The organism is Caulobacter sp. GW821-FHT12F03, from assembly GCF_058806855.1.
On record NZ_JBXAQC010000003.1, the window covers coordinates 402,740 to 420,251 of the forward strand.

Genomic DNA, 17,512 nt, shown 5'->3' on the forward strand with positions numbered 1-17,512 from the left:
CCCGCCCCCACTTTCCGCGCTCGCTCGAAGGGCGATCTTTCCCTCCATTGTCATCGAGACCGCATGCACGTCGTCGTCGTCGAGAGCCCGGCCAAGGCCAAGACCATCAACAAGTACCTGGGCTCGGACTACAAGGTTCTGGCGTCCTACGGGCACGTCCGCGACCTCCCGTCCAAGGATGGCTCGGTCAAGCCGGATGACGATTTCTCGATGAGCTGGGAGGTGGACGCCAAGTCCGCCAAGCGCCTGAACGACATCGCCGACGCCCTGAAGGGCGCCGACACCCTCTATCTCGCGACCGACCCCGACCGCGAAGGGGAAGCGATCAGCTGGCACCTGCTGGAGGTGCTGCAGAAGAAGAAGGCGCTGAAGGGCGTCAGCGTCCAGCGCGCGACCTTCAACGCCATCACCAAGACCGCCGTCCTCGACGCCATCGCCCACCCGCGCCAGATCGACATGGAGCTGGTCGAGGCCTACCTGGCGCGCCGCGCCCTCGACTACCTGGTCGGCTTTACCCTCTCGCCCGTGCTGTGGCGCAAGCTGCCGGGCTCGCGCTCGGCCGGCCGCGTGCAGTCGGTGGCCCTGCGCCTGATCGTCGACCGCGAGCTGGAGATCGAGCGCTTCCGGACCCAGGAATACTGGACCGTCGAGGCGGACGTCTCGGCCGGCGCCGAGCCCTTCCTCGCCCGCCTGGTCAAGCACGACGGCAGGAAGCTCACCAAGTTCGACCTCAATACCGAGGCCTCGGCCACGGCCGCGCGGGCCGCCGTGCAGGCCTGCAGCTTCAAGGTCGCCTCTGTCGAGAAGAAGCCGGCCCGGCGCACGCCGCCGCCGCCCTTCACCACCTCGACCCTGCAGCAGGAAGCCTCGCGCAAGCTCGGCTTCTCGGCCCAGCGGACCATGCAGGCGGCGCAGAAGCTGTATGAAGGCGTCGACATCGGCGGCGAGACCGTCGGTCTGATCACCTACATGCGGACCGACGGCGTGCAGTCGGCGCCCGAGGCGCTCGACGAGGCGCGCAGGGTCATCGCCGGACTGTACGGCAAGGACTACGTCCCCGAGACCGCCCGCCTCTACAAGACCAAGGCCAAGAACACCCAGGAAGCGCACGAAGCGATCCGGCCGACCTCGCTGGAGCGCAACCCCGGCAAGCTGAAGCTCGAAAGCGACATGGGCCGGCTCTACGAGCTGATCTGGAAGCGGATGATCGCCTCGCAGATGGAGGCCGCCCGCATCGAGCGCACCGCCGTCGAGCTGGAAGGCAGCGACGGCAAGACCGGCCTGCGCGCCACCGGCCAGGTGATCCAGTTCCCCGGCTACCTCGCCGTCTACGAGGAAGGCCGCGACGATCCGGAGCAGGACAAGGCCGCCGCCGGCGAGGACGCCGACTTCGCCGGCAAGCTGCCGGTGATCAACGAGGGCGCCGACGCGCGGGTGATCGCCGCCCGCGCCGACCAGCACTTCACCGAGCCGCCCCCGCGCTTCTCCGAAGCCAGCCTCGTCAAGCGGATGGAAGAGCTCGGCATCGGCCGCCCCTCGACCTACGCCTCGGTGCTGACCGTGCTGCGCGACCGCGCCTATGTGCGGATGGACAAGAACCGCTTCATTCCCGAGGACAAGGGCCGGCTGGTCACGGCCTTCCTCGAGCAGTTCTTCCTGCGCTACGTCGAGTACGACTTCACCGCCGCGCTGGAGGAGAAGCTCGACCTGGTCTCCGACGGCAAGCTGGACTGGAAGGAATTCCTGCGGGACTTCTGGAAGGACTTCCACGCCGCCGTGGGCGAGATCGCCGAACTGCGCGTCACCAACGTGCTGGACGCCCTCAACGAGGCGCTCGGCCCGCACATCTTCCCGGCCAAGGCCGACGGCTCCGATCCGCGCCTGTGCCCGACCTGCGGCGTGGGCCAGCTGAGCCTGAAGACCGGCAAGTTCGGCGCCTTCATCGGCTGCTCCAACTATCCCGAATGCCGCTTCACCCGGCCGATCGCCCAGCCTGACGGCGAAGGCGAGGCCGCCGAGGGCGATCGCGAACTGGGTATCAACCCGAGGAACGGCCAGACCGTCTGGCTGAAGAACGGCCGCTTCGGCCATTATGTCGAGGAGACGCCGCCGGAGGGCGAGAAGCCCAAGCGCTCCAGCCTGCCCAAGGGCTGGCCGCCGGCCTCGATCGACATCGACAAGGCCCTGCGCCTGCTGGAGCTGCCGCGCGAGGTCGGGATGCACCCCGAGGACGGCAAGGTCATCGTCGCCGGCATCGGTCGCTACGGCCCGTTCGTGCTGCACGACGGCACCTACGCCAACCTGGAGAGCGCCGACGAGGTGTTCGACGTGGGCCTCAACCGCGCTGTCACCGTGCTCGCCGAGAAGCGGGCCGGCGGCAAGGGCGGCCGGGCCACGGCCGCGGCCCTGAAGGAGCTGGGCGCCCACCCCGAGGACGGCCAGGCGATCAAGATCCTGTCCGGTCGCTTCGGCCCCTACATCAAGCACGGCGCGACCAACGCCAACGTCCCGCGCGGCAAGGAGCCGACCGAGATCACGCTGGAAGAGGCCGTGGCCCTGCTGGCCGAACGCGTCGCCAAGGGCGGCGGCAAGAAGCCGGTCAAGAAGGCCGCCGCGAAGAAGGCGGCCGCGCCGAAGAAGCCCGACGCCCTGACGGCCAACACCGTGAAGGCCAAGAAGAAGGCGCCGGCGAAGAAGAAGCCGGCGGGCAAGGCCAAGGCCGCGGCCGAGTAGCGCGATCTGGATGCTCCCCCCTCGGGGGAGCTGTCCGCGAAGCGGACTGAGGGGGGCCAGCGCGACGAGGAACGGCCCCCTCCGTCGCTGCTGCGCAGCGCCACCTCCCCCGGCAGGGGAGGATCTTGGGCTTACACTCGACACGCTCGCGCGTTATCCCAGCACATGGCCAAGCCTCCCCGTCCGCCGAAACCGGCGACCAAGCCTGTGAAGACCGCCCGCCCGCCGCCCGGCCTGCCGGATCGCGAGACGCTGATCGCCTACCTGCGCACCGCCGGTGAGCAGGACAAGGGCGACATCGCCCGGGCTTTCGGGCTGAAGGGCGAGGGCCGGCGCGCGCTGCGCGACATGCTGCGCAAGCTCGAGGACGAGGGCGCGCTGGGCAAGCGCGGCCGCAAGGGCTTCGCCGAGGCCGGCGCCCTGCCCCCGGTCGGCGTGGCCGACGTGGTCGAGCGCGACGCCGACGGCGAACTCTATGTCCGGCTGGTCAAGGCCGGCGAGGACGCGCCGCTGGCCCGGCTGGCCCCGGCCAGGGGCGAGGCCGTCGCCGGCGCGCCCGGCATGGGCGACCGCGTGCTGGTCCATTTCGACCGGCTCGAGACCGGCGAGTTCGAGGCCCGGCTGATCAAGAAGCTCGGCCAGAGCGCGCACCGCATCCTGGGCGTGATCCGCAAGTCGAACCGCGAGGTCCGCGTCGAGCCGGTCGACCGCAAGTCCAAGGACAGCCTGGTGCTGTCGTACGCCGACGGTGAGAAGCTCAAGGACGGCGACCTGGTGCTGGCCACCGTCGGCGCCCAGACCCAGCGCTACGGGCCCAAGCACGGCAAGCTGCTGGAGGTGGTCGGCCGCGAGGACGAACCCCGGGCCGCCTCGCTCATCGCCATCCACAGCCACGGCATCCCGACCGGCTTTTCGCCCGAGGCCGAAGCCGAGGCCGAAGCCGCCGAGCCGCCGACGCTCAAGGGTCGCGAGGACCTGCGCGACCTGCCGTTCATCACCATCGACCCGGCCGACGCGCGCGACCATGACGACGCCGTCCTGGCCCACCCCGACCCCGCGCCCGGCAACCCCGGCGGCTGGATCGTCTGGGTGGCCATCGCCGATGTCGCCGCCTACGTCCGCCCGGGCACCGCGCTCGACATCGTCGCCCGCGACAAGTCCAACAGCGTCTACTTCCCCGACCGGGTCGAGCCGATGCTGCCGGAGGTGCTGAGCAACGGCCTCTGCTCCCTGCGCGAGGGCGAGAACCGCGCGACCCTGGCCGTGCGGATGGTGTTCAACAAGGACGGCCGCAAGATCAGCCACCGCTTCGTGCGCGGCCTGATGCGGTCGGCGGCCAAGCTCAGCTACGAGCAGGCCCAGATGGCCATCGACGGCCATCCCGACGACAAGACCGGCCCGATCCTCGAGGGCATCCTCAAGCCGCTGTGGACCGCCTACCACGTGATGCTCAAGGGCCGGAACAGCCGCTCGCCGCTCGCCATCGAGAGCGACGAGCGCCGCATCATCATCTCGCCCGAGGGCAACGTCGCCTCGATCACCAAGCGCGCCTCGCTGGAGGCGCACCGGCTGATCGAGGAGATGATGATCCAGGCCAACGTCAGCGCCGCCGAGACCCTGGAGCAGAAGAAGACCCCGCTGATCTACCGCATCCACGACACGCCCTCCCCCGAGAAGATGATGGCGCTGACGGACTTCCTGCAGACGCTGGAAATCCCCTGGGCCAAGGGCGAGGCGCCGCGCACCGACCGGTTCAACAAGCTGCTGGCCGAGACCCACGAGGGGCCGCACGCCGACATCGTCAACGAGGTGGTCCTGCGCACCCAGATGCAGGCCCAGTACAACCCCGACAACATCGGTCACTTCGGCCTGAACCTGCAGCGCTACGCCCACTTCACCAGCCCGATCCGCCGCTACGCCGACCTGGTCGTGCACCGCGGCCTGATCCGCGCCCTGGGACTGGGAACCGACGGCCTGACCGACCAGGACGTCAAGCAGATGAAGGACACCGCCGAGCGGATCACCTTCGCCGAACGCCGCGCCATGGCCGCCGAGCGCGACGCCAACGACCGCTACGTCGCCGCCTTCCTGGCCGACCAGGTGGGGGCCGACTTCCACGGCCGGATCACCGGCGTCACGCGGTTCGGCCTGTTCATCCGCCTGACCGACACCGGCGCCGACGGCCTGGTTCCGGTCTCGTCGCTGGGCAGCGAGTTCTTCGTCCACGACGACCGCACCCACTCGCTGGTCGGCGAACGCACCGGCGCCCGCTGGCCGCTGGGCATGCCCGTCGAGGTGCGCCTGCGCGAGGCCACCCCGGTCACCGGCGGCCTGCTGTTCGAGATGCTGTCCGAGCCGATGCCGGCCGACCCGAACGCCCCGCGCGTGCGGCTGGGCGTCCGCCGAAGGATGGATCCGGGCCGGGGCGGCCCCAAGCGCGGCGGCACGCCCAAGGGCGTGCGCAAGGGCAAGCGGCGGTAGCCCCTACTCGACGATCTGCTTCGCCCGCACAGTAAAGCCGGCCAGGTCGGCCCGGCCGAAGGTGTTGGCGATGGCGACGTCGGTGGCGTCGCGGCCGCGGGCGATGAGGATGCGGCCGATGCGCGGAATGTTGTTGCGCGCATCGAAGGTGTACCAGCGGTCGCCCAGCCAGACTTCCATCCAGGCCGCGAAGTCCATCACGCCGACCTCCGGCACGCCGATGTCGGGCATGTAGCCGGTGCAGTAGCGGGCCGGGATGTTCATGCAGCGGCAGAAGGCGATGGCCAGGTGGGCGTAGTCGCGGCAGACGCCCTGCCCCTCTTCCCAGGCCTCGTAGGCGCCCTTGGTGGGGCGGGCCTGCTGGTAGTCGAAGCGGATGTGGTTGTGCACGTAGTCGCAGATCGCCTGGACCCGCGCCCAGCCGAGCGGCGTATGGCCGAACAGCGACCAGGCCAGGTCGCTCAGCCGGTCGGTTTCGCAGTAGCGGCTGCCGAGCAGGTAGACGAGCGTCTCGTCGGGCAGGTTGTGGGCGGCGATCTGGATGGCGTCCGGGGCGTAGTCATCGACCTTGCCGGTGTCGCGGATGATGTAGTCGCCCGACAGGGTGATGCGGCCCGCCGGGGCCAGGATACGGCTGACGATGTTGCCGAAGCCGTCGAGGTACTGGCGCACCTCGACGACGGGGTCCGTGCGCAGCCAGTCGGCCGTCTCCAGATCGTCCCGCCGCGAAGGGTGAACGCTGAGGGTCAGCAGCATCGGGACCGGCTCGGGGCAGTCGTAGATGACCTCAAAGCCCGCCTTGATGCGCATGGATGTTCTGCTCTTTGACTAACTGGCCATGCCAACGGACCACGACGGCGAAAGTTGCCCGGCGATGTCGAAATCGGACCTCACGTCGACCTCGACGTCCATGCCCAGGTAGTCCGAGGCCAGCCCTGACCAGGCGCCGTGCAGCGGCACGGCCTGACGGGGATCGCGGGCGATGGCCACCCGCACCAGATCGGCGTTGCCGACAATGCCGTTGGTCGGATCGAACTCGACCCAGCCGCAGGCCGGCAGATAGACGCGCACCCAGGCGTGGGTGTGGCCGCCGCCGACACGCCCCGGCGCGTCGGGATTGTAGTGCGGGCTGTAGATGTAGCCCGAGACGAACCGCGCCGCGAGGCCGAGGCTGCGCACCGCGTCGATCATCAGCACCGCGAAGTCGCGACAGCTGCCCGTGCCCAGGGTCAGGGTCTCGACCGGCGTCTGCGCGCCCCCGACGAGACGGGTGTTGTAGCGGAAGTCGGCGTAGATGGCCTGGGTCATCTCGCTGAGCAGGGTCTGCAGACGGGTCTTGCCGACCGGGCGCACGAAGCGGCGCGCCCAGGCGTCGACCAGCCCCTGCGGATCGGCGTGCTGGCGGTCGAGCGACGACAGCAGGTCCGGCAGGTCGTCCGGGCTGTAGGCGAACGGCATGGCCCCCGTATAGACCTCGATCTCGCCGTCCGGATCGGCGAACGCCGGCAGCGGCGTGTGCTCCAGCCGGACGCGGCTTTCGAAGGTCAGCTCGGTGGTCCGGCCGGTGAACCCGGCCACGCCGACGCAGTTGCCGAACACGTCCTGCACCGTGTGATGCCGCGCCGGCGTCGGGGAAATCGTCAGCTCGTGCGACAGCAACCGCTGGTCATGACTCTCGCGGGGCCGGAACATCATGCGATGCTCGCCCAGAGCCACCGGATTGCGGTAACGGTAGCGGGTAAGATGACGGATCGTGAGGATCGGCATTTGGACCAGCGTTGCGCCGATTCACCGGCCCGGTCGAACCGATTGCTCGGTCCGGACGATTTGCCGCCCCTTGTGATCACAAACCGGGACGGTCGCTCGCCCTTTCTGCTTCTGGGCGATCACGCGGGCCGGGCGATCCCCCGGGCGCTCGGCGATCTGGGCGTGCCGGCGGCGGAGATGGACCGCCACATCGCCTGGGACATCGGCATCGCCGCGACCGGCGAGCGGCTGGCGGCGGCGCTCGACGCCTGCTTCATCCGCCAGACCTATTCGCGGCTGGTGATCGACTGCAACCGCAAGCCGGACGCGCCGGACCTGGCCCCGGCGGTCAGCGACGGGACGACGATTCCGGCCAATGTCGGCCTGACGGAGGCCGACCGGGCCCGGCGGCTGGCCGAGATCCATCAGCCCTATCAGACGGCGATCGCCGACGGCATCGCCGACCGTCTGGCGCGCGGCCGGCCGACGGTGCTCGTGTCGCTGCACAGCTTCACGCCGAACATGGCCGGCTTCGACCGGCCGTGGCTGTACGGGGTTCTGCACCGGCACGACTCGCCCTTCTCGGAGGCTGTGCTGGCGGCGCTTCGATCGCGGTTCGCCGACAGGGTCGGCGACAACCAGCCCTATGCGATGGACGGCCGCGACAACACCATCCCCCGCCATGCCGACGGGAACGGCCTCGACTACCTCGAACTGGAAGTCCGCCAGGACCTGATCGCCGGAGCGGACGGCCAGGCGGAGGCCGCCGCCCTTCTGGCCGGCCTGCTTCCGGAGGCGCTGGCCGCCATGGCCGCAACGGAGCGCGCGCGATGATCCTCGACCTGGACCACATCAACATCGCCACCGACCGGCTGACCGAGACGCGCGACTTCTGGCGCGACGTGCTGGGCCTGACCGAGCGCTGGCGGCCAGCCTTCCCGTTCGACGGCCACTGGCTCTACAGCGGCGACAAGCCCGTGGTGCATCTGATGAGCCGGCCGACGCCGGGCGTCGGCTCCGACCAGGCGACGCTCAACCACGTGGCTTTCGCCATCGGCGACCTGGACGCGGCGAAGGCCCGGCTGACGGCGCTCGGCGTGCCGTTCCGCGAGATCGGCGTGCCGGACGCCCCGATCCGGCAGCTGTTCCTGCAGGACCCGAACGGCATCGCCATCGAGCTCAACTATCTCGGCGCGGAAACGGCGAAGGCCCGCTCGAGGTAGCCGCGCCGCCCGCGTCGGGCGAGGCGCCGGTACACTGCCGCTCACCCCGTGCTAGCCTTTCCTCCCCGGGAGGCTGACGCCATGAAGAAGACCGTTCTCGCCGCCGTGCTGGCGGCCTTGCTGGCCGCGCCCGCGCTGGCCAATGACTCGACGGCGGAACTGGCCGCGGGCGGTCTGGTGCTGACAAAGACCGCCGCCATAGAGATGCGCACGGAGGACCTGTTCATCTCCGAACAGGCGGTCAGGGTCCGCTACGTGTTCGTCAACACCTCGGCCGCGCCGGTGACCACCCGGGTTGCCTTCCCGATGCCCGACATCGGCGGCGAGGACTTCGGCTTCCACGACACCGCCATCCCCAATCGGGAGGATCCGGCCAACATCCTCGACTTCAGGACCACGGTGGACGGCAGGCCCGTCGCCATGGCGGTCGAGCAGCGCGCCTTCGCCAGGGGCGTCGACCAGACGGCCTGGCTGAAGGCCCACGGCGTGCCGCTGGCCCTGCAGCTGGACGGAGTGATCGCCCGGCTCGACGCCCTGCCCAAGGCGGCCCGGGACGAGGCCGTGGCCCTCGGGCTGGCTGTTCCCGACGAGTACGACGCCGGCAGGGGCTGGGAGACGCACCTGAACCCGGCCTGGATTCTCAAGACCACCTTCCACTGGGAACAGACCTTCGCCCCGGGCGCGGAGGTCGTGGTCGAGCACAGCTACAGGCCCGCCGTCGGCGGTACGGTCGGCACCATGGTCGGCTCCCCCGGGTACCTGTCCGACGCCGAGGGCGCGGCGCAGCGGGCGCGCTACTGCATCGACGCCTCGTTCATGGCCGCGGTGGCCAGGGCAAAGGGGGCGAGAGACTATGCGCCGTTCACGGAGACCTGGATCGCCTACATCCTGCGCACGGCCGGCAACTGGGCCAAGCCGATCGGCGACTTCCATCTGGTGATCGACAAGGGCGCGCCGGAAAACCTGGTCAGCTTCTGCGCCAGCGGCGTGAAGAAGATCAGCCCCACGCGGTTCGAGGTGCGCAAGACCAACTGGCGGCCGGACCGGGACCTGTCGATCCTGATCCTGAAGCCGCTCCCGCCGGCGGAGTGACGCTAGGTCATACTTCCCAGCGTAGTTGAGCGGCCTATCCTGACGCGATGACAGGACAGGTTCTCGACCCCGACTACGATCCCCGCTCCGACGGCGCCATGCGCGAAGGCGGCCACAAGCTGGTCAAGCCGCGCCACGCCGCCACCCTGATCATCGTCCGGCGCGACGCGAGGAAGCCGCGGCTGCTGATGGGCCGGCGCAACCGCGGCCACGCCTTCATGCCCGACAAGTGGGTGTTCCCCGGCGGCCGGATCGACCGGGGCGACTTCACGGCGCCGGCGGCCAACGACCTTCGGCACGACGTGGCCGCGCGGCTGGCCCTGACGGCCCGTCACGCCAGCCCGCTGCTGCCCAGAGCCCTGGCCATGGCGGCGATCCGCGAGACCTTCGAGGAGGCCGGCCTGCTGCTGGCCAGGGAGGCCCCGCCCCGCCCCGGCGTCGGCGGCTGGCGCGAGTTCCTCGAGATCGGCGCCCTGCCCGATCTGGCGGCGCTGGACTTCGTCGCCCGCGCCATCACCCCGCCCTACCGGCCGCGCCGCTTCGACGCCCGTTTCTTCATGGCCGAGGCCGAGTCGCTGCTGAGCCTCGACCGGCGGCCCGACTGCGGCGAACTGGACGAGATCGCGTGGGTCGACCTTGACGAGGCCCTCGCCCTCGACCTGCCCAACATCACCCGCTTCGTCGTCTCCGAGGTGGCCGAGCGGCTGCAGCACGGCGCGCGGCCGGTCCCCTTCATGCGCTTCCTCAACGGCGCGCGGCGGCTGGAGCATCTGTGACCGCCGACAGCCCCGCCCGACCGGTCCGGCCGCGCCACGCCGCCAGCCTGATCCTGCTGCGCAAGACCGCCGCCGGACCGCAGGTGCTGATGGGCCGGCGGCCGGCCAGGTCGCGCTTCGCCCCCGATGTGTTCGTGTTTCCCGGCGGCCGGCTGGACGCGGCCGACTTCGCCCGCCCGGTGCTCGCGCCGCTGGCCGCCGACTGCGTGCGGCGCACCGGCGCGGACGCCCGGCTGGCCGCGGCCCTGGCCAGCGCCGCGATCCGCGAAACCGAGGAAGAGACCGGCCTGACACTGGCCAACGACCATGCGCCCCTGACCCTCGCGGCCCGGGCCATCACCCCGACCATCAGCCCCGTGCGCTTCCACGCCCGGTTCTTCGCCGCCGACGCAGACATCGCCTCGGGCGAGGCCGCCGACAGCAGCGAACTGGCCGACCTGGCCTGGCGGAGCCTTGATGACGCCCTGCGCCTGCCCCTGTTCGACATCACCGAAGAGGTCCTGCGGGTGCTTCAGAGACAGGGCGCGCCGTTCATGATGACCTATCGCGCCGGAACCACGCGGGTGCGGCCCCTGCCGTGATTGACTTCGCGCGGATGATGAGTATGTTCCGCGCCTCTCAGTTTCGGCCCTCGCGGCTACCCAAGGATTCCCACGATGGCCAAACCGGCTTCCATCAAGATCCGCCTGAACTCCTCGGCGGACACCGGCTTCTTCTACGTCGCCAAGAAGAACGCCCGCACCATGACCGAAAAGCTCGTGCTGAAGAAGTACGACCCGGTCGTGCGCAAGCACGTCGAGTTCAAGGAAGGCAAGATCAAGTAAGAGCCCTTCCAGGCCTTGCAGGATTTAGGGAAACCCGGCCTCAGCGCCGGGTTTTCTGCTTTTCGGGCCTTGTGCCGACGAACGGCCGGCGCTTGCTGGGCAGGCTGACGGCGACGCCGGTCAGGGCCATCAGGAAGGCGATGACGGTCAGGATCAGGGCGACGCCGGGCAGGGCGCTCCAGTCCTCCGGACGGGGATGAAGGCCGGCCTGGGTCTCGAACAGCGATCCCCAGAGCACGGCCGCCGCGACGCCGAGCGCACCGGTCAGAAGACGGCCGCGCAGGCTGTCCTGTTCGCTATGGGCGAAGATGGCCGCCGCGATCAGCAGCAGCCCGGCGACGATGTCGTCCAGCCAGAACGGGGCGGCGGCCCAGCCGTGCCAGTTTCGCAGCACGACAGCGGCGATAACCAGCGGGCCAAGAAGGCCGGCAATAGGCACCGACAGACGCCGCCAAACCATTGAGACCACTCCCCCGACACAACCACGCATAGCAGACGGTCCGTCGGGTTCCAGACGGAAGTTTGCCCAAATCGGGTATCGAGACGACGATTTCTGTGGAAATCAGGCCGCGCGGGAGATGACGCGATTCCGGCCGGCCGCCTTGGCCTCGTAGACCGCCTCGTCCGCCCGCTTCAGCAGGGCGTCCGGCGTGTCCGATTCGCCCAGGGTGGTGGCGACGCCGACCGAGATGGTCACGGTCAGCAGCTCGCGGCCCCCGGCGACGCGGAAGGGCGAACCCGCCACGTGCAACCGGATGCGCTCGGCGACGCGCTGGGCGTCCTCGAGCCGCGCGCCGGGCATGATCACCGTGAATTCCTCCCCGCCGTAGCGGCAGGGCAGATCGATGGCCCGGACATTGGACGCCAGGCGCACGGCGAACTCGCGCAGCACCTCGTCGCCGATGTCGTGGCCGAAGGCGTCGTTGATCTTCTTGAAGTGGTCGATGTCGATCATCAGCGCCGAGACCGGATCGCCGCCGTGCGCCGCCCGCTTCACCAGGGCGCCCAGCTGCCCTTCCATGTAGCGGCGGTTGTGCAGGCCGGTCAGCTGGTCGGTGACGGCCAGTTCCAGCGAATGGTCGAGATTGTCGCGCAGGAAGTCGGTGTAGCGCTTGCGGCGGATCTGGGTCCGCGCGCGGGCCGACATCTCCTGCGGGTCGAGCGGCTTGGTCAGCAGGTCGTTGACGCCGATCTCCAGCGCCTTGACCAGCCGGTGGCGTTCGTCGGCGTCGACGATGGCCAGGATCGGCAGGTGCCGGGTCGCCTCGTCCGAGCGGATGGTGGCGGCGAAGCGCAGGCCGTCAAAGGCGCGGGCCGTGGCGTTGACGATGATCAGGTCGACCGGACCGCGCGCCGTCAGGTGCGCCTTCTCCGGATCGGTCTCGAACACCGGTCGGTGCTCGATGGCCAGCTCGGCCATCAGACGCTGGGCCTGCCGCTCGTTGTCGTCGACGATCAGCACCCGGCCGCCCGTGCCGCCCAGGCGCGCGGCGGCGCCGGCGATCACGCCGATGCGCCGTCCGGACGCCTCGCGGGCGCGCAGCTCGTCCATCACCTGCTTCAGGCGGGTCAGGCTGCGCACGCGGGCGAACAGCATGACGTCGTCGATCGGCTTGGTCAGGAATTCGTCGGCCCCCGCTTCAAGCCCCTCGATGCGGTCGGACCGGCCGTCGAGCGCGGTGACCAGCACCACCGGGATGTGACGCGTGGCGGGATCGTCCTTCAGCCGGCGGCAGACGGCGAAGCCGTCCATGCCGGGCATCATGACGTCGAGCAGGATGATGTCGGGGCTTTCCGCCGCCGCGATCGCCAGGGCCGTGGGGCCGTCGTTGGCGGTGAGCACGTCATAGTACTCGGCGGCCAGCTTGGCCTCGAGCAGCTTCACGTTGGCTTCGATGTCGTCGACGACCAGGATCCGCGCGCTCATGTCCCGTCTCCCTAGCCCAGCAGCCGCTTGATCGTGTCGAGGAAGTGCACGACCGAGATCGGCTTGGAAATGTAGGCCTCGCAGCCGCCCTCGCGGATGCGTTCCTCGTCGCCCTTCATGGCGAAGGCGGTAACGGCCACCACCGGGATGTGGTTCAGCTCGTCGTCTTCCTTCAGCCACTTGGTGACCTCCAGGCCGGAGATCTCCGGCAGCTGGATATCCATCAGAATGAGGTCGGGACGATGCTCGCGCGCCAGGGCCAGGGCGGAGAGACCCTCGCGGGTCTGCAACGTCTCGTAGCCCTGCGCATCGAGCAGGTCGTGGAAGAGCTTCATGTTGAGCTCGTTATCCTCGACAATGAGGACCTTCTTGGCCATTCGGCGACCCGTACCCTCAACCTGTTTCGACGTGGCGGGCGATCAGGTGACTCGCCGCTGTCGTGTTCCTGCCAGTAATCGGCGAATATCCTTAAACCCGAGCTAACCCCCCGAGCCGACCACGAGACCGCCTTGCAGCCTGTCGCCCTAGAAGATCTGGTCACCCGCCCCGCCGCGCCGCTGCTGATCGTCGACGTCGACGAGGTGCTGGCCCACTTCATGGCCGGGTTCGAACGCTATGTCGGCCGCTACGGCTACGAGATGCGGATCGACCGTTTCGCCTTGTTCCAGAACCTTTACCGGCCCGGCGAGACCGAGCACATCGACCTCGAGACCGGCAAGAAGCTGTTCGACGACTTCTTCCATCACGGAGCCGACGATCTCGATCCGGTGGAGGGCGCGGCCGAGGCGCTGGCCACATTGTCGCAGCGGGCCGGCGTGGTGATTCTGACCAACGCCCCGGCCCATGCGCTCGAATCACGCACCGGCTGGCTGTCGAAACACGGATTCGACTACCCGATGATTCTCCATTCCGGCCTCAAGGGGCCGACCATCGCCGGCATGGCCGCCCGCACCAGCGGCCCGGCGGCCTTCATCGACGACCTGCTGCCCAATCTCGACTCGTCGGCCCAGTCGGCCCCGGCCGTGGCGACCTTCCAGATCATCGCCGACCAACGCCTGCGGCCCTATGCGCCGACGATCCCGGACAAGCATGACCTGCACGAGGACTGGGCGACGCTCGGGCCGGCGCTGGCGGCGGTGATCGCGTGATCCGCATCGGCGTCGACATCGGCGGCACCAAGATCGAGGCGGCGGCGCTGGACGCCGGCGGGGCCTTCGTGGCGCGCGTGCGCCAGGCCAATCCGGGCGACTACGACGCCTTCCTGCAGGTGGTGGAGGACCTCGTCGCCGAGGCCGAGCGGCAGGCGGGCCAGACGGTCGGCCGGGTCGGCATCGGCATGCCCGGCTCGATCTCGACGAAGACCGGGCTGATGCGCAACGCCAACTCCGTCTGGATGAACGGCCGGCCGATGCACGAGGACCTCGCGCGCGTGCTGGGCCGGCCCGTACGGATGGAGAATGACGCCAACTGCTTCGCCCTGTCCGAAGCGACCGACGGCGCGGCGGCCGGCGCGCGGGTGGTGTTCGGGGCGATCCTCGGCACCGGCTGCGGCGGCGGCATCGTCGTCGACGGCCGCACGGTCGAGGGCCGCAACGGCGTGGGCGGCGAATGGGGCCACACGCCCCTGCCCTGGCCCGCGCCCGACGAATTCCAGGCCCACCGCTGCTGGTGCGGCCGTGTCGACTGCCTCGAGACCTGGACCTCCGGTTCGGCCTTCGTCGAGGACTACGAGCGGGCGACCGGGCTCAAGCGCGACGGCGCGACCATCGTCGTCGCCGCCCGCAAGGGCGAGGCCGCCGCCGAGGCGGCGCTGGACCGCTACATCAGCCGGCTGGGCCGGGCGCTGGCCTCGCTGTGCACCCTGCTCGACCCGGACGTCATCGTGCTGGGCGGCGGCATGTCCAATGTCGACGAGCTCTACGACCGGCTGTCGCCGGTGGTGGCCCACTACATCTTCTCGGACAGCTTCGAGACGCCGATCCGCAGGGCGATGCACGGGGATTCGTCCGGCGTGCGGGGCGCGGCGTGGCTGTGGCCGCTGGAGGCCTAGCCCCGCCCCCATCCCGGCGGCGGCGCGGTCGCCTCGCGGCTCTGCGGGATCAGGTCGCGCATCCGGCGGGTGAAGCTCTTCAGCGCCACCTCGTTCACGCTCAGCGGGCCCATGCCGTAGCTGGACGAACTCATGCCGGCCTGGACGCGCTCGATCAGCGCCTTGTCCTCGATGTTGACCTGCCGGTTCACCCGCCAGTTCAGGTAGCGGGTCGCGCGCATCTCGCGGCGGTCGTCGGGCAGGATGTAGGCGATCTCGCGCAGCACCGTCTTCGTCGGAGACACCGGCAGGAACTGCATGAAGTCGATCTGGTCGGGATAGATGTCGAAGGCGCAGTTGGGCCAGAGCTTGAAATAGGTCCACAGCCGGCGCCGCTCGGGTGGCAGGTGCTCGACCACCGGCAGGAAGGCCTGGTAGCGCCGCTCCGACCAGTTGTCGGACGGCGTGTCGCGCAGACCGCCCCACATCTTGTCGCACCAGTCTCCGGCCTCGAGGCCGTAGCCGGCGCCGAACAGCCGCGTCAGGCCCGGATGGGCGACGGTGATGTGGAGGCTGTCCGAATAGTTGTCCGAGACGTTCTTCCAGTTCACCTCGCGCTCGCGCAGCGTGACCCGGCCGAGCGGCTGGAGCTCCTCCATGCGGTAGGGCTCCATCTCGGCGTAGTAGGGGCCCAGCATTTCCCGCACCGACGGCAGGCCACCCTCCAGCCGGATGAACACGAAGCCGAGGCAGATTTCGATCTCGACCGGCACAAGGTTGTGCGCCGCCTGGTCGAAGCCCTCGAAGGCCTTCACGTGCGGCACCCCGGCCAGCCGGCCTTTCAGGTCGTAGCTCCAGGCGTGATACGGGCAGGTCATGCGCAGGCCGCAGTTGCCGGCCGGCCCGTCGACCACGCGCGAGGCCCGGTGGCGGCAGACGTTGTGGAAGGCGCGAACCTTCTGGTCGTCGCCGCGCACCACGACGACGCTCTCGCCGAGGAACTCCAGGGTGTGGAAATCGCCGGACTCCGGGATGTCCGACAGGTGGCAGACGATCTGCCAGCTCTGGCGAAACACCGCGCGCTTCTCCGCCTCGAAGAAGTCGGGGTCGCTGTAGATCCAGCCCGGCAGGCCGGTGTGGTCGTCCGCCGCCTCGGGGTGGTTCGCCGCTGGCCGGATCGCGCTCATGTCTGCCCTCGCCTCTGCAGGCCTAGTCACTCCGCCGCCCGCGCGAGGTCAAGACATCCTGACACCCCGAGGCGGGGAGCCTTGTGTATGCTGACGCCATGACCGCTCTCTGCCGCGACTGCTTCTGGACCGGGGACGGCGCGCCGCGCCGCTGCCCGGCCTGCGGCTCGCCGCGGATGCTGGCGCATGCCGAGTTGTCGAGCCTGTCGATGGCGCATCTCGACTGCGACGCCTTCTACGCCTCGGTGGAGAAGCGCGACCGGCCGGAGCTGCGCGACGTGCCGCTGATCGTCGGCGGCGGGGTGCGCGGCGTGGTCACAACCTGCTGCTACATCGCCCGGATGAGCGGCGTGCGCTCGGCCATGCCGATGTTCAAGGCGAGGGCCCTGTGCCCGCAGGCGGTGATCCTGCCGCCGGAGTTCGCCAAGTACCGCGCCGAGAGCAAACGCATCTTCGACAAGGTGCGGGCCCTGACGCCGCTGGTGCAGCCGTTGTCGCTGGACGAGGCCTGGATCGACCTGTCGGGCACCCAGCGGCTGCACGGGGCGCCGCCGGCGATGATGCTGGCCCGGCTGCAGGCGGAGATCGAGGCCGAGATCGGCCTGACCGTCTCGATCGGCCTGGCGGCCAACAAGTTCATGGCCAAGATCGCCTCGGAGATCGACAAGCCCCGCGGCTTCTCGGTGATCGGCGGCGCCGAATCCCAGGCCTTCCTCGCGCCCCGGCCGGTGCGCATCCTGCCGGGCGTCGGGCCGGTGATGGCCGACTCGCTCGAAAAGGCCGGCTTCCGCACCATCGGCGACATCGCCGCCGCCGACCTGAAGGCGCTGGCGGACCGCTTCGGCCAGCACGGCCTGCATCTGCACAGGCTGGCGCACGGCCAGGACGCGCGGGTCGTCAATCCCGACCAGAGCCGCAAGACGATCAGCGCCGAGACCACCTTCAACACCGACCTCAGCGCGACCGGCGACCTCGAGGACCGGCTGTGGCCCCTGTGCGAGAAGGTCGCGCGACAGCTGCGGGCCGAGGGCATCGCCGGGCGGGTCGCCAGCCTCAAGCTGCGCACGCCGGACTTCAGGATCATCACGCGGCGACGCACCCTGCCCGTCCCGACCCAGACCGCCCGGACGCTGTTCGCCGTGGCGCGGGAACTTCTGGCGGCCGAGCCGGCCGGCCGCTCCTACCGCCTGATCGGCGCGGGCCTGTCGGACTTCATCGAGGCCGGGGCGGCAGAAGGCGACTTCTTCGCCGAGACCGAGACCCGCAACCTCAGGAGCGAAACCGCGGTCGACGCGCTGCGCGCGAAGTTCGGCAAGGGCGCGGTGGTCACCGGCCGTGCCCTCGGTCGCGAGGAGCGCGACTGACCGGCGACTCGCCCGCCCGCGACTCAGACCTTTTTGCGGGTGCGAAGAGCGGCCGCACGCCAGACGGGCCCCGCGAAGCGGGAGAGAACACCTCCGCAAAGCTCGCCCAGAGCGGGAAACCTGATCACGA

Annotated in this window: 17 protein-coding genes; 11 read left to right on the forward strand and 6 right to left on the reverse strand. The window is 69.9% G+C overall.

The features are described 5' to 3' along the window. Positions 1 to 63: 63 nt before the first annotated feature. Both topA and rnr read left to right on the forward strand, forming a co-directional pair. Positions 64 to 2,733: a type I DNA topoisomerase gene (gene topA / locus AC1RN0_RS10605; RefSeq protein WP_492787403.1), complete on the forward strand. Its 2,670-nt coding sequence runs from the start codon at positions 64 to 66 to the stop codon at positions 2,731 to 2,733. A gap of 165 nt (positions 2,734 to 2,898) precedes the next feature. Then, positions 2,899 to 5,214, forward strand: coding sequence for a ribonuclease R (rnr, locus tag AC1RN0_RS10610; protein ID WP_492787404.1), 2,316 nt, complete (start codon positions 2,899 to 2,901; stop codon positions 5,212 to 5,214). A gap of 3 nt (positions 5,215 to 5,217) precedes the next feature. Here the strand turns inward: rnr and AC1RN0_RS10615 are convergent, their stop codons facing one another. Beyond that, on the reverse strand, positions 5,218 to 6,024 hold the full coding sequence (locus AC1RN0_RS10615) for a transglutaminase-like domain-containing protein (protein WP_492787405.1): 807 nt from the start codon (positions 6,022 to 6,024) through the stop codon (positions 5,218 to 5,220). Positions 6,025 to 6,042: 18 nt separating this feature from the next. Continuing rightward, positions 6,043 to 6,981, reverse strand: coding sequence for a transglutaminase family protein (locus tag AC1RN0_RS10620; RefSeq protein WP_492787406.1), 939 nt, complete (start codon positions 6,979 to 6,981; stop codon positions 6,043 to 6,045). A 72-nt stretch (positions 6,982 to 7,053) separates the two neighbouring features. On the opposite strand from AC1RN0_RS10620, the gene AC1RN0_RS10625 reads away from it, so the two are divergent. From AC1RN0_RS10625 to rpmG, 6 genes are all read left to right on the forward strand, one after another. Beyond that, complete coding sequence (locus tag AC1RN0_RS10625) at positions 7,054 to 7,794, forward strand: N-formylglutamate amidohydrolase (protein ID WP_492787407.1); 741 nt, start codon at positions 7,054 to 7,056, stop codon at positions 7,792 to 7,794. After that, complete coding sequence (locus AC1RN0_RS10630) at positions 7,791 to 8,183, forward strand: VOC family protein (protein WP_492787408.1); 393 nt, start codon at positions 7,791 to 7,793, stop codon at positions 8,181 to 8,183. Before AC1RN0_RS10625 ends, AC1RN0_RS10630 begins: the two co-directional genes overlap by 4 nt. A gap of 81 nt (positions 8,184 to 8,264) precedes the next feature. Continuing rightward, entirely contained in the window at positions 8,265 to 9,275 is a 1,011-nt protein-coding gene (locus AC1RN0_RS10635; protein WP_492787409.1) for a DUF4424 domain-containing protein, read from the forward strand. 47 nt (positions 9,276 to 9,322) lie between these two features. Then, the gene (locus AC1RN0_RS10640) at positions 9,323 to 10,051 is read left to right on the forward strand and encodes an NUDIX hydrolase (protein WP_492787410.1); all 729 of its coding nucleotides are present in this window, start codon (positions 9,323 to 9,325) and stop codon (positions 10,049 to 10,051) included. Further along, positions 10,048 to 10,632, forward strand: a complete 585-nt coding sequence (locus AC1RN0_RS10645) for an NUDIX hydrolase (RefSeq protein ID WP_492787411.1) — start codon at positions 10,048 to 10,050, stop codon at positions 10,630 to 10,632. The genes AC1RN0_RS10640 and AC1RN0_RS10645 overlap by 4 nt, the downstream gene beginning before the upstream one ends. A gap of 75 nt (positions 10,633 to 10,707) precedes the next feature. Further along, on the forward strand, positions 10,708 to 10,875 hold the full coding sequence (rpmG, locus tag AC1RN0_RS10650) for a 50S ribosomal protein L33 (protein WP_488901074.1): 168 nt from the start codon (positions 10,708 to 10,710) through the stop codon (positions 10,873 to 10,875). Positions 10,876 to 10,915: 40 nt separating this feature from the next. Here rpmG and AC1RN0_RS10655 read toward each other — a convergent pair whose 3' ends face one another. From AC1RN0_RS10655 to AC1RN0_RS10665, 3 genes are all read right to left on the reverse strand, one after another. Continuing rightward, a complete protein-coding gene (locus tag AC1RN0_RS10655) occupies positions 10,916 to 11,335 on the reverse strand; it encodes a hypothetical protein (RefSeq protein WP_492787412.1) in 420 nt (139 codons plus the stop codon). Positions 11,336 to 11,437: 102 nt separating this feature from the next. Continuing rightward, a complete protein-coding gene (locus AC1RN0_RS10660) occupies positions 11,438 to 12,802 on the reverse strand; it encodes a PleD family two-component system response regulator (protein ID WP_492787413.1) in 1,365 nt (454 codons plus the stop codon). An 11-nt stretch (positions 12,803 to 12,813) separates the two neighbouring features. Then, positions 12,814 to 13,179: a response regulator gene (locus AC1RN0_RS10665; RefSeq protein ID WP_492787414.1), complete on the reverse strand. Its 366-nt coding sequence runs from the start codon at positions 13,177 to 13,179 to the stop codon at positions 12,814 to 12,816. A gap of 132 nt (positions 13,180 to 13,311) precedes the next feature. On the opposite strand from AC1RN0_RS10665, the gene AC1RN0_RS10670 reads away from it, so the two are divergent. Both AC1RN0_RS10670 and AC1RN0_RS10675 read left to right on the forward strand, forming a co-directional pair. Further along, on the forward strand, positions 13,312 to 13,950 hold the full coding sequence (locus AC1RN0_RS10670) for a 5' nucleotidase, NT5C type (protein ID WP_492787415.1): 639 nt from the start codon (positions 13,312 to 13,314) through the stop codon (positions 13,948 to 13,950). After that, the gene (locus AC1RN0_RS10675; RefSeq protein ID WP_492787416.1) at positions 13,947 to 14,852 is read left to right on the forward strand and encodes an ROK family protein; all 906 of its coding nucleotides are present in this window, start codon (positions 13,947 to 13,949) and stop codon (positions 14,850 to 14,852) included. The genes AC1RN0_RS10670 and AC1RN0_RS10675 overlap by 4 nt, the downstream gene beginning before the upstream one ends. On the opposite strand, the gene AC1RN0_RS10680 is transcribed toward AC1RN0_RS10675, so the two are convergent. Beyond that, the gene (locus AC1RN0_RS10680; RefSeq protein WP_492787417.1) at positions 14,849 to 16,018 is read right to left on the reverse strand and encodes an aromatic ring-hydroxylating oxygenase subunit alpha; all 1,170 of its coding nucleotides are present in this window, start codon (positions 16,016 to 16,018) and stop codon (positions 14,849 to 14,851) included. The two genes, AC1RN0_RS10675 and AC1RN0_RS10680, sit on opposite strands and share 4 nt — an antisense overlap. 98 nt (positions 16,019 to 16,116) lie before the next feature. Between AC1RN0_RS10680 and AC1RN0_RS10685 the strand changes: the two genes are divergently transcribed. Further along, the gene (locus AC1RN0_RS10685; RefSeq protein WP_492787418.1) at positions 16,117 to 17,382 is read left to right on the forward strand and encodes a DNA polymerase IV; all 1,266 of its coding nucleotides are present in this window, start codon (positions 16,117 to 16,119) and stop codon (positions 17,380 to 17,382) included. The last annotated feature ends 130 nt before the right edge of the window (positions 17,383 to 17,512 follow it).